General features: G+C 39.9%; 7 protein-coding genes and 1 pseudogene. 4 read left to right on the top strand and 4 right to left on the bottom strand.

Annotated elements, in window-relative coordinates; all coding sequences use genetic code 11:
- Window positions 1-37 precede the first annotated feature (37 nt).
- Window positions 38-661, top strand: coding sequence for a DUF4340 domain-containing protein (locus tag AACU33_RS26510; protein ID WP_096592294.1), 624 nt, complete (start codon window positions 38-40; stop codon window positions 659-661).
- Between the two features lie 183 nt (window positions 662-844).
- Window positions 845-1,699, top strand: a complete 855-nt coding sequence (gene purU, locus AACU33_RS26505; RefSeq protein ID WP_096592291.1) for a formyltetrahydrofolate deformylase — start codon at window positions 845-847, stop codon at window positions 1,697-1,699.
- Between the two features lie 40 nt (window positions 1,700-1,739).
- Here purU and AACU33_RS26500 read toward each other — a convergent pair whose 3' ends face one another.
- Both AACU33_RS26500 and AACU33_RS26495 read right to left on the bottom strand, forming a co-directional pair.
- On the bottom strand, window positions 1,740-3,401 hold the full coding sequence (locus tag AACU33_RS26500; protein ID WP_096592289.1) for a hybrid sensor histidine kinase/response regulator: 1,662 nt from the start codon (window positions 3,399-3,401) through the stop codon (window positions 1,740-1,742).
- A 4-nt stretch (window positions 3,402-3,405) separates the two neighbouring features.
- Window positions 3,406-8,769 (bottom strand): PAS domain-containing protein, encoded by a 5,364-nt coding sequence (locus tag AACU33_RS26495; RefSeq protein ID WP_096592286.1) that lies wholly within the window; start codon window positions 8,767-8,769, stop codon window positions 3,406-3,408.
- A gap of 398 nt (window positions 8,770-9,167) precedes the next feature.
- Between AACU33_RS26495 and AACU33_RS26490 the strand changes: the two are divergent.
- Both AACU33_RS26490 and AACU33_RS26485 read left to right on the top strand, forming a co-directional pair.
- Window positions 9,168-9,452, top strand: a pseudogene (locus AACU33_RS26490) (IS1/IS1595 family N-terminal zinc-binding domain-containing protein); the annotation flags it as partial.
- Between the two features lie 480 nt (window positions 9,453-9,932).
- On the top strand, window positions 9,933-10,625 hold the full coding sequence (locus AACU33_RS26485) for an ATP-dependent Zn protease (RefSeq protein ID WP_096592281.1): 693 nt from the start codon (window positions 9,933-9,935) through the stop codon (window positions 10,623-10,625).
- A gap of 88 nt (window positions 10,626-10,713) precedes the next feature.
- Here AACU33_RS26485 and AACU33_RS26480 read toward each other — a convergent pair whose 3' ends face one another.
- Window positions 10,714-11,739, bottom strand: a complete 1,026-nt coding sequence (locus tag AACU33_RS26480; RefSeq protein WP_096592278.1) for a diguanylate cyclase — start codon at window positions 11,737-11,739, stop codon at window positions 10,714-10,716.
- A gap of 787 nt (window positions 11,740-12,526) precedes the next feature.
- Window positions 12,527-12,727, bottom strand: coding sequence for a heavy-metal-associated domain-containing protein (locus AACU33_RS26475; protein ID WP_096592276.1), 201 nt, complete (start codon window positions 12,725-12,727; stop codon window positions 12,527-12,529).
- Window positions 12,728-13,111 lie beyond the last annotated feature (384 nt).

Here is a 13,111-nt window from a genome sequence, read left to right as displayed (position 1 = left end):
GAGAAATAATTAATTGACTGTTGACTATTGACCAAAAATGAAATTTTCGCGAACGACTTTAATTTTGCTATTGCTAGCGCTGGGTTTGGGCGGTTTTGTGTATTTCTATGAAATACGTGGGGGAACTCAGCGAGAAGAAGTTAAGGAGAAACAGCAGCAAGTTTTCTCTTTTACGGCAGATGATGTGCAGTCTTTGTCAATTACGACGCAAAAGAATGCCTTAACTCTGGAACGGAACCCCCAAGAAAGCCAACCTAAGTGGTTGCTGAAATCCCCGGTGTCAGAGCCAGCGAATGATGCTATTGTTTCTTATTTGATGGATTTGTTAGTCAAGGGTAAGAGCGATCGCACTTTATCCATCCCAGCTAGTCAAAAAGGCGATTTCGGTTTAGATAAACCCCAAGCTACTATCAATATCAGCTTGAAAAATCAAAAAAGCCATCAATTATTGTTAGGTAAGCCTGACTTTAATCGCCGTTTCTTATACGTGCAAGCTGACCCAACGGTAAAACCCGATGGTAATATAGATGTTCTGTTGGTATCCACAGATTTTGAAAATGCAGTAAATCGCGATTTATCAGAGTGGAAACAACCCGCAGCTAGTAGCGATAAAACATCTCTTCCCAGCCCTCCGCAACCGACTCCAGCAAGTAGCAAATAACTAGCAAAAGATGGGGGAGTGTGGGGAGTGTGGGGGGATGAGGTGAGACCAGCGCTGCGGGAGGGTTTCCATCCGCAGGCGACTGGCGAACCCGAAGGGGGGACAAGGAGGACAAGGGAGCAATTGTTAATTGCCCATTGATTGACTCTGGACAAATGACCAATGACCAATGACAAATGACAAATGACAAACCCAACAGCAACATTGCTCATTTCTTGCCCCGATCAACGGGGTTTAGTGGCGAAAATTGCTAACTTTATCTATGCTAACGGTGGCAATATTATCCATGCAGATCAGCATACAGATTTTGCTGCTGGGTTATTTCTCACGCGGATTGAATGGCAGCTAGAGGGGTTTAACTTACCACGGGATTTAATTGGGCCTGCATTTAATGCGATCGCGCAACCTTTAGGTGCTAAGTGGGAACTGCATTTTTCTGATACCATACCGCGTATTGCTATTTGGGTTAGCAAGCAAGACCATTGTCTTTTCGATTTAATTTGGCGACACCGGGCTAAAGAATTTGTCGCAGAAGTTCCTTTAATTATTAGCAACCATGCAGATTTAAAAGTCGTAGCAGAGCAATTTAATATTGATTACCATCACATTCCCATAACTAAAGACAACAAAGCCGAACAAGAAGTTAAGCAATTAGAATTACTTCGGCAGTATCAAATTGATTTAGTTGTCTTGGCGAAATATATGCAAATTGTCAGTGCTGATTTTATTAGCAAATTTCCTCATATTATTAATATTCATCATTCATTTTTACCTGCTTTTGTGGGAGCTAATCCTTATCACCGAGCTTTTGAGCGTGGCGTGAAAATTATTGGTGCAACGGCACACTATGCCACTGCTGATTTAGATGCGGGGCCAATTATTGAACAAGATGTAGTGCGAGTTAGCCACCGCGATGCAGTTGAAGATTTAATTAGAAAAGGCAAAGATTTAGAGCGAATTGTATTAGCCAGAGCAGTGCGATCGCATTTACAAAACCGCGTGTTGGTGTATGGCAATCGGACAGTAGTATTTGAGTAGTTGACTTACTACCCATTTCAACATGGTATGACTATGGAAACTATGCTGATAATTGTAATGGTAGTTGAACTATAAATGTTGTTAAATTTTGATTACTTGTAACTTCAATTGTGCCTTGCAGATGCCCTACTAGCTTTTTAACTAATGCTAACCCCAAGCCTGTGCCAGTATTTTGTTTAAGAGTGCTTTGAAATATCTGGGAATCTGAGTCAAATATATTAAATTTTTCTTTTGTCTTACTTTTCAGAATGCGGTAAAACGGTTCAAAAATTAGCGATGTTTCTGTTGCCGGAATTTCAACACCAGAATTGCTGATGATAATTTGTACGTTCGGAAATTCAGGTTTTGCATTTTCATTAGTGAGGCTTGTAGTAGCTTCAACAAGTTGGACATTTACTTTAATCCGTTCGCCAGAAGGCGTATATTGACAAGCATTGTTGAGCAATTCTGTCACAATGCGAGTCAGCAAAGTTAAGTCTGAAACTAGAGGTGGTAAATCTTGAGGAATGATAATTTCTAGAATCTGTTGTTGAGCTTGAGCTAATTCTTGAAAAGTCTCGGCTATATGAGGTAGCCAAGATTGGAGAAAAATTGAAGTTAATTCTAAAGGACAGATATCTGCGTCAATCATCCGCATTTCTAGCAAATCATCTACAAGATTTAGCTCGCGTTCGCATTGATCGCGTAAGATATTTAAATATTGAGTTACAGATTTAGATGTAGCAATTCCTTTTGAGTCCAAAATATTCGGCTGATCTAGAATATTTTCTAGCATAGAAATTGCCATTTTAATGTGTGATAAAGGCGTTCTCATCTCATGAGAAGTGGTTGCTAAAAAATCTTCTTTTAACTGGTTGAGGCGTTGGAGTTCTGCCATTTGAATTTCTAATTGACGAGCGCGTTCAGCAGCAAGATTGCGTTCTTCGGCTAGCCTTCTTTGTGTATCATCTCTAAAAACCATGACTGCTCCTGCTACTGCACCATTGTTATCTCTCAGAGGTGTAGCGCTATCAGCTATTGGGATTTTGGTGTCGTTTTTGGCAACAAGTAAAATGCGATTGTTGAGATAAATAGGGGTTTGGGTTTGCAGTGCTAAAACTATAGGATTTTCTACTGTCAGCTGAGTTTGTTCGTCAATGAGTTGGCAAACTTCGCTCAACATCTGGTCTTTTGCTTCATCTAATCGCCACCCTGTTAGTGCTTCAGCTACTGGATTCAGATATTTGACACGTAAATCAGTATCGACAACAATTACTCCGTCTCCCATTCCCCGCAGGACTGTACTCAAAAATTGCTCGCGTTCGTAGCGATTAAGTGCTGTTTGGATCGCAACATACAGTTCTTGCTCTCTAATTGGTTTGAGAATGTAACCAAATGGTGATGTCAACGTTGCTCGTTCTACAGTACTTTGATCGGAATGTCCGGTAACATAAATTACGGGAATTTGTAAGGTATTCCAAATTTGCTCTGCTGCTTGGATACCATCCATTTCTCCCCTGAGTCTAATATCCATAAGAATCAAGTTTGGTCGCAGTTCGGTTGCTTTCTCAATTGCAGCATCTGCTGAATCTGCGATGTCTAGTACTGTATACCCAAGAGATTCTAAACTTTCTTGTAAGTTGATAGCAAGAATAAACTCATCTTCAACAACAAGGACTTGAATTCTTTTAGACTTATCTTTGTTTGAAGAGATGTTTGTCATAAAGTTATGTCCTGCTTTTCTTAAAAGTTATTTTAAACTCTGTTCCCTGGTAAGAGTTAATTTCGATACTTCCTCTTAATTGTTTAACTAAACCGTAGACAAGAGTAATACCCAGAGTTTTAGTTTTGCTGCTATCAAAATCCTCAGGTAGCCCAATTCCATTATCTCGAATAATGAGTATTAAAGTACTTTGGTGCTGATTCTCGATCGCAAGTTCCGATTCTTGATATAACCGTAGCTGGATTTCACCTTGACGATTATTAGGAAAGGCATATTTTAAAGCATTGGAAACTAGTTCGTTAATAATTAATCCACAAGGAATTGCGCTTTCAATATCTAGGCTAACGTTATCAACTTGAGTATTCAGTTTTACACTACCATAATTAATATTATAAGAATTAAACAAATTAGTGGTTAATTCAGGAATGTATTGCGAGAAATTTATATTTGCTAAATCGTCAGAACGGTAAAGTTTTTCATGAACCAGCGCAATAGAGGCAATGCGATTTTGGCTATCACGCAGAATTGCTGCTGCTTGCGAATCTTGTGTTCGTCTGCATTGCATCTGTAGCAAACTACTAACAATTCCTAGGTTGTTCTTGACACGATGGTGAATTTCTTTGAGTAATACTTCTTTTTCTTTTAAAGAGGCTTTGACTTTTTCTTCTGCTTCTTTATGCTCGGTAATATCTTGTTGAACGCAAACTAGAACAGTTCCATATTCAGGATGCTCAAATACGGAAGTTGTAGCACTACACCACAAAGGAGTGCCATCTTTCTTGATATTATGAACTTCATAGCTAGCTTCACCATGTTGCAAGACAGCAGATGTAATAGCTTCATTAACCGCTTTAGCTGAGATGCGATCGCCTGCATAGTTAATAATCGAGATATGCCGATCGGTTAATTCACCAGCACCATAGCCAAACATCTGCTCAAATTTGGGATTGGCATAAACAATGATTCCATCATTGGCTCGAATTAAGCAAATTCCTTCAGCGATGCTACGAGTTATCACTGCTTGCAACTCAAGCATTTTTTGAGCGCTTTTATGTTCAGTAATATTGATGCTACTACCAACAATGCGATATGTGCGTAAGTTTGCGTCTTTAAGTGGAGTTAGAGTGGTGATCCACCAAGTTTCCTCTTTTCCCTTAAAAGGTAAGCATTCCTCATAGGTAATGGTTGTTCCGGCGTCAATGCAATCTTGATAGTGCTGTCGCACTACTGCTGCTGCATTTGCTGGTAGAAAATCTTCAGGAGTTTTACCTTGCACATTATCACTACAAAAACCTGTGATATGTTCGTGAACTGGGTTAACACTCACAAAACGAAAATCATTATCTAGAACATCTACAACAAAAATCGACTGTCCCACCCCGTGATAAATACTGCGTAAAAAGTTTTCCTGCTCTTGAAGGGTTTGCTCGGCAATTTTGCGATCGCTAATATCAAATGCTACTCCTTGCAGAATCGGAGTTTTGCCATCTGGTGCTAGCACAAGGCTGGCTTGATCTTTCACCCAAATGATGTCGTCTTCGGCTGTGAACAGGCGATATTCATTATTTACAGATTCGCCAGTTGCAATTGCATCTTGCACGCTTTGTATGACGCGATCGCGATCTTCAGGATGCACATAGTCCAGCCAACTGTTAAATAAGCCCGCATTCCACTGATCGCGCGGAATCTTGAGCATTTTCTCAATTTGGGGGCTGATATAAGTAAATTCAGTAGTGGCGGTGATGGGTGAAGTGTAGACTACCCCAGGAATCTGCTCAATTAAAGTTCGGTAGCGTAACTCAGCTTGTCTGAGCTTTTCTTGTGATTCTATGCGATCGCTAATATCAATGATCACGCCCAGCATTCTTACAGGATTACCTGCTTGGTTGTAAATCCCCCGCCCTTTGCCAATTAGCCAACGAACTGTACCATCAGGGTAAATCACCCGAAATTCTGCTTCATAATTGATATGCTGTGCCAGCGCATTGAATAAACTTTGTTCCACTCGCTCCCCATCCTCTGGATGAACGGAATCACGCCATAGTTGATATGATGCTGATGAAACTCCTGGCTCTAAACCTAGTAAGCGATAGTGGTTGTCATTCCAAATGACTTCTTGGGTTTGCATATTCCAGTCCCAGATGCCGATAGCATTAAATTCCAAAGTTAGTCTTAATTGTTCTTCACTTTTGGCTAAGGCGGCTTCTGCTCGCTGGCGATCTGCTTCGCTCTGCTTGCGAGCAGTAATATCTGTAATTCGTACTAAGATCGTAACTTGGTCAGCAACAGCGATTTGTTTGACGGCGATATTTCCCCAAAAAGAATTACCCTGCTTAGTGAGATATTCAATTTCTCGACACCAAAAACCCTGCTGCTCAATTTCTGCGATAATGGCTGCTGATTCCTCAGCAGTGAAGTCACGTTTTTGCAGAATTTTACCATTAATACCCAGAAGTTCGGCTTTGCTGGAGGCTTGAAAAAGTTCTACTGCTCGATCGTTGCAGTCGGTATTCAGTAGCGTTTCTGCATCAACTAAAAATAGAGCATCAGTGGATTCATTATAGATAACTTCTCGGAGATCGCGGCTCTTGGTAATTTCTAACTCAGTTTGTTTGCGTTCTGTAATATCTATAATGGCTCCTAAAAATTTAATTAGCTGCCCTTGAGAGTCATGAATTAACTCGGCTCTAGACTCTACATGACGTATCGAACCATCAGGGCGAATAATGCGATACTCTAAATTGAATGGTTTGTTGTGGGCGATCGCTTGTTGCTGCTGAGTTTGCAAAGCTACACGATCTTCTGAGTGAATCATCTGGAAAAATTCCGCCGTGGTGGGTTCCGATTGGTGAGGATCGAGACCAAAAATGCGGAAAGTTTCTGCTGACCAATGGCGTTCGTGAGTTTGTAAATTTAATTCCCAACTACCCACATGGGCTATTTGTTGTGCAGTGGCTAATTGCGCTTGACTCTGGGAAATTCTTTCCTCAGCTTGCTGGCGTTCGGTAACATCCTGGGCAGTGCCGTAGAGCCGAATTATCTGTCCCTCAGCGTTGCATTCTACATGACCAATTGCTTCAAAATAGCGAAAAGAACTATCTGGTTGCAGTACGCGCAGAATCAGCTTATAGGACTCACCAGTGGCGATCGCTCGTTCTACGACTTGGTGTAGTTTTTCACGATCTTCAGGATGATAAAATTGAAAACTTTCTTCATCAGTCGGTTCTCCTTGGGCGGGATCGCGATTGAACAGGTAAAACAGCTCCTTTGACCAAGTAACTTTTTTACTATCCATGTCAAATTCCCAACTCCCCAGGCGGGCGACTCGTTGAGATTCTGCCAACAAAGCTTCACTTTTACGTAGGGTTTCTTCTGTCTGTTTGAGGTTGGTGACATCTACCATCAATCCGTCCCAAGCTACGCGACCATCTGGTAATTGGCGTGGCGTAGAACGAAAATGCAACCATTTCAGTTGACCGCTGGGTGTCCGAATTCGCTGTTGCCTATCGAATACAGACAGATTTCTAAAAGACTCATCCATCGCTAGTTGTAAATGCGGGCTGTCTTCTGCAATTACCTGACTATAAAGTAAACTTGAGTCTCTCAGGGCATCTTCTACTTTGACTTCCATCAACTTTTCAATCCCAGCACTGAGATAAGAAAAGTACATACTATCATCGCGATCGCGGATAACTTTGTAAATTGCGCCATTGGGAAGATTATCCCCAATTCTACGTAACATAGCTTCGCGTTCTTGCAAAGCCATTTCTGCCTGTTTTTGCTCAGAAATATCTTTGATTAAGGCAAATCTCGCTGGCTTCCCAGCCCAAATGATGAAATGCGAATTAATTTCGACATCAATTACAGTCCCATCTCGCAGACAATGTTTTGTTTCACCAATATAGATTGAGTCAGTTAATAAACTAGGGTCTGACATTATCTGTAGAAAATCACTTACACCCTCAGGAGGACGAATATCTCTAACTGTCATAGAGAGAAATTCTGCCTCTGAGTAGCCATATTTTTTGGTTGCAGCTCGATTCACAGCCAAAAATCTGTGACTTTCTAGATTGAAAATACACATAGGACTGGGATTACTTTCAAATAGCAGTCGATACTGAGCTTCTGAAGCTTTTAACGCTGTTTCCATTTGTTTGCGCTCAGTAATATCTGCTAGGGAACCAACCAAGCGCACGGGATTTCCTTGCTCATCCCAAACAGCCTTAGCCCGCGAGCGAAACCATCCGTAACTCCCATCTTTGCGGCACAGACGATACTCGACGTTATAATCTGGAACTTGTCGTTGCAGATACGCCTGTTGTGCAGCAATTACCTGCTCATAATCATCCGGATGAATGCGAATGCTCCACTCATCATCGAGATTGCTCAGTTCGTCGCGTTCATAACCCAACATCTCATACCAACGGTCAGACCGGAAGGTTTGATTAGTAGTAATGTTCCAATCCCAAATGGCTTCATTAGTTCCGGCGATCGCTAATTGCCAGCGTTCTTCGCTATGCCGCAGTGCTTCCTCGATACGTTTGCGATCGCTAATATCATTAGCCGTACCCGTGACCATCCAACAGTTATCGACTGCATCGTAGCGAGAAGTATAAGTACCTGATATCCAACGCCAAGAGCCATCTTTATGCTGAAATCGGTACTCTACCGTTGCAGTACGTTCAGCCAAGAGCTCCTCAATCAAAGGCATAATCACTTTTTCTTTATCTTCTGGATGCACTCGCGACATCCACAAGTTTTTATTGCTCAAAATTTCCTGTGATGTATAGCCAAAGATAGTTTCACAGCCAGGGGATTGATACTCATATTGCGATTCACGATTAAAGAATAGGCGAAAATTGACAATGGAAGTAGCGATCGCGCTATCAAGAATATCTTTAAATCTGGTTTGGGATGCTTGATAGCTAACTTCCTTTTGAGACGCTGCTTGTGCTAACTCTGCTGTTTTAGTCTCAATGGTTTGGTAGAGTCCCTCTATCACTTCACGCCAAGTCACAACACTAATTACTTGTCCGTGATTGTCAAGTATGGGCAAGTGGTCAATATCATGCTGGCGAAATAGTTGCACGACAGTGGAAAGATTTTCTGCATCCCTGTGACTCAAGCTAATGACAGGTTGACTCATCAGTTCGGCAACGGTCGTAGCTGCCAATGTGTTAAATATTTTCTTAACTACATTATTTACCGTGAAAATACCAACTAATTTTGCTTGCTCTAGAATCAGCGCGCAGCTTGCTTGAGCTTGACTCATCTGCTGCATCACATCAAGCACTGAAGTATGTTTAGGTACTAATAGTAAATTTTTTTGATTATCTCGATCGAACCAACGCATTTTTGGGAAATCCATCTAAGTCATTCCTCCTTAAACATAAAGGGCGGAAATCAAGAGCAATAGAATTATTTGTATTAAAAATAACTTTTATTAATAAGTGTAATGTCAAATTTTTTGCCAAAAATACTGCTTCTTCAGAATTTCCTCAGAATTTTGATTTAGTGTTTCCTACTAGAGTGTGATGCCTTGTTTGGTATTAAACTCTGAGCTTCTACTGTTTTCAGTAGATAGCTATTCTCTATGTTGTCTTAGAAAAGCAGAATAGCAATTAGCTCAACAAAAACATAGAGAAAGTATCAATTATGTTACAAGGCAAATAAATTATGTCAGTTCAGATTGAGATGGAGAAGTTAGCTCCTAGTTTAATGTTTTCTTATCAAAACGTAGGTTTGTTAACCAAAAAGCAACCTAGTATCTCTAAGCAGAAGATCAAGTGTCCTTTATGCGGTTACGATCGCACTCGCAAACACGGTAAGACAAGTAAAGGTAGCCAACGCTATTTATGCCCAAGTTGTCGCCAAACTTTTAGCGAGACTTTAAACACGCTTTATTACCGTCGTCAAGTGAACAACGAAGACGTACAGATTGTATTGCAATCCTATGCCGAAGGTATGAGCTTTAGAGCTATCAGTCGCATTAGTGGTTTAGCTTACAATACTGTAGTCAGAATTATTCAGGCTGCCAACCAAAAGGCGCAGACACAGCAAGCAGAGGTTGAGTAACGGCTAGTTTGGCTGAAAAATCTCAAAAATATGCCCCAATACAGGCCAGGAAAAGTAGTTATGGTGTTTGGAACCTGTCCTTGCACCATCAAGCTACCTGCTGCTTTACGAAATTAGCAATTAAGTTTTTTAGGCGAACGAATTATTTTTCACGCCAATAACCTTGTGGATTATGGGATGAATACTGTAGCGATGCTATGTTGAGATTGAACCTGTATATTTTTCAGATTTTCCCAGTAGATTATTGTGGTTAGGACTGCTAACCAAGAATTTAAAAAAAATCTCTAGAACGCTAACAAATAATTTAGGTAATCTTTGGCCAAATACCAAATAAAGGGAACGGGAAATAGGGAATTAGCAATAGAGAAAAAAGAAAAATGACTAATTCCCAAGCTCAATCAACCCGAAAATCGGTTAATAATGAAGAAAGATTAAGTTTCATTGATCGAACTCGCAATGAACCAGACTGCTCTCAATGTAATTGCAATATCTATCTTCTTAATGACCTTATCGGCGTTGTTAGGGCCATTATTCAACATTCCGCCTACCTTACCAGCAATAGCCACCTTCACTATCTTGGGAATAGCCACTTTCGATAGTTTCAGCTTGCAAGGAAAAGGAGGTTCTATCGTTTTAGATTGGATTGCTGGTTTCAAGAGCGAACATCGCGATCGCATTATCCACCATGAAGCGGGGCATTTTCTAGTCGCACACCTACTAAATATTCCCGTAACTGGCTATACTCTCAGTGCTTGGGAAGCTTGGCGACAGGGGCAACCAGGACAAGGTGGTGTGACTTTTGATGATGCTGAATTAGCATCTCAACTAGAAGTAGGCAAAATTAGCGCCCAAATTGTGGATCGCTACTGTACTGTTTGGATGGCAGGTATTGCTGCGGAAAATTTAGTGTTTCAAAATGCTGAAGGTGGATCTGACGATCGCCGCCAGCTAGCAGAAGTGTTGACAAGATTAGGCTTTTCTGATATAAATCGGCAACAGAAACAGCGATTTCATGCCCTACAAGCCAAAAACCTATTACAAGAACATTGGTCGAGTTATGAAGCCTTAGTCAAAGCCATGCGACAACGCGCCTCAGTAGCAGAATGTCGCAGTGCGATCGAGAGTGCTGATTTAACATCATCTTACTAACTATTAGATCTCCAGCTTCTGCCAGAAGTCTGGGATCTAAGCAGCAAACTTCACTCTACGAATTTAAAATTCTGTTGATAAACACGCTTTAAGAAGAAGCAGCTTTAAGATACGGAACATGGGATAAGCGATCCCAACCAATTACTTTATTTCTGCCAGTAGCTTTGGCTTCTAATAAACATTGATCGGCACGATGTAATAAACTGATACCTTGATCGTCATCATCGCTTTGCAACGAGGCGGTTCCTAAACTAATCGTGATGTTAATAGTATGTTGATTATTGATCGCAAATGGTTGTTCGCTAACTATGCGATTCAAGCGACGTGCTACGATTAATGCTTCTTCACCAGTAGTATTGGCTAGAAGAATCACAAATTCTTCGCCACCATAGCGAAAAGGAGTATCTTGAAAGCGTAAATTATGTCTAACGCGAATACACAGCAACTGCAAAAGGCGATCGCCAACTAAATGCCCATAAGTATCATTAACTTTTTTAAAATAATCGACATCTAATATGATTAAACTTAATGGCAGCCCTTGATCTCTGGCTTTTTGAATTTGCCTCGGTAAGTCCCACTCCAAAGCACGACGATTGTTGAGTTCTGTCAAAGAATCAGCTAAAGCGATCGCTGACAATAAATCATTTGTCCGAATCAAATCGCGATACTTTTTCGCTTTACGCAACCCAACAGTTAATTGAGCTAGTATCAGACGCTGGTTAGCGGTCAACTCTGCCAATGTATAATCTGTTTTATCCTCAGGAAGCTGCCAAATATAAGCATCAGCTCCTTGTTTTAATGCTGAGGAAGTCATCTCCAATTCCCACTCCCAGCCATATTTATCTCTATCAGTTATCTGCTGAGAACGATCTTCCAAAAGAATACAGTATATCCAGGATAGTTTTGCTTGGTCTTTTAACCAGCTACATAATTCCATACTGCCATCTAAGCTAGCCTGCACAACTATAATGTCGGGAGGAGTCTCTTTAATATAGGAAACAGCCCGATCGAGATTGGCAATAACTTCAACGCTAAAAGCGGTTGCATAACGGATCTGATCTGGAAGCGTAGTGAGAAATTTATGACTCCCGAAGACCAGAATAGAAATATTCATTGCTTTGCTTTTTGCCCTCTTTTTACTTTAAAAGGATGACCTTGTAAAACTGCTGTTATCACTTAATTAATACTGAATAAGTCGGTATTTCTGGTTAGGGAATATTACCCTATATTTAATTGTTTTACTATTAAATATATGATTTATTTGCAATTTTAATCTCCTTTTAAGGATTTCCCCCAACTACGTGTATCAACAAAATAACTTCTGAACATACTTTCTGCTTTTTTATATTTTTTTTAAAACAGTAGAAATACTGAATATTCCTTCGCGAGACAAAAGTCTTTATGTATTTTCCAGGTACTAACCATTGGTAATATTTATCAATCTAGTGATTGATAGTAATAAGCATATAATGAATCAAAAAAATTACTAAACTTGAATATTTAAAATTTTCTAAAATTTAGATTTCCCTGTAAAAACCGATAGTTTATTCAAAACTTAAAAATTGCATATCCCATAAATTACTGAATCTAGTTATTCAAATAGAACAGATTTGTCTGCTAGTGCATGAGTAGTAAAAGCCTGATGCAGTAAGTATTAAGTAATACTATTGCTAAATGAATAACCTAAGTCCGATGAATGTTTTTTTATGAATTTTATCTTTATTAAAACTTTGAAACTACTTAAGTAATTATACATAAATATTTCAGCAAAATCTCTGAATATCGCCAAATTAATCTTGCATAAATACGCGATTATCCGCCCTTGCAAGAGACGGATAATCAAAAGCAACACTTTATGTAAATGTAAAAAATTTTCTATCTAACTTACCAACAGAAACTTATCAATAACCTGCAATTTGATAACCCGCAGCAACAATGATCTGTTTGATAGATTCCTCAGACGCTGCGGATTCTACGGTGACAGTTTTAGCATTGACATCTACATCTACTTTGGCATCAGGTTCCATAACATGAATAGAGTTGCTAATTTTTGCCGCACAGTCTTCACAGGCAATATTGGGTACATTCAGTTTTAATGCCATTATTTAACTCCACAAAAAAAAATTAATCTATTCTTAATGATTAATGTTATCTTCTCCATTGCGATCGCCCATCCTACCAGAGTTAGGCGATCGCACTAGTACATAACTACTTCTTTATCTAGATTGACTAGCTGTAAGATTGCTGAAAATGCCAAAATATATAGATATAAAGATATATGTGCAAATAGACTAAGTAATGCTGAAAGTAAGTGCAAATACCCTGTGGCTTCTAGATTAGCTATCTTTAAGGCATCTACAAAAGTTTTTGATTTCCAGCTTATAGGCTTGTGTTCTGTTTGAGTTTTGCAGCTAACTTGGCTAACGAATTCACTCGCCAGCAAAAAACGGTAGCACAGATGTCCTTAGCTGCGGCATACTTTGTCT

Origin of the sequence: Calothrix sp. NIES-2098 (assembly GCF_963875125.1) — a bacterium.
Lineage (GTDB): Bacteria > Cyanobacteriota > Cyanobacteriia > Cyanobacteriales > Nostocaceae > Aulosira.
Note: the sequence above shows the minus strand (reverse complement) of the source record. Positions and strands in the feature narration are given on the sequence as shown.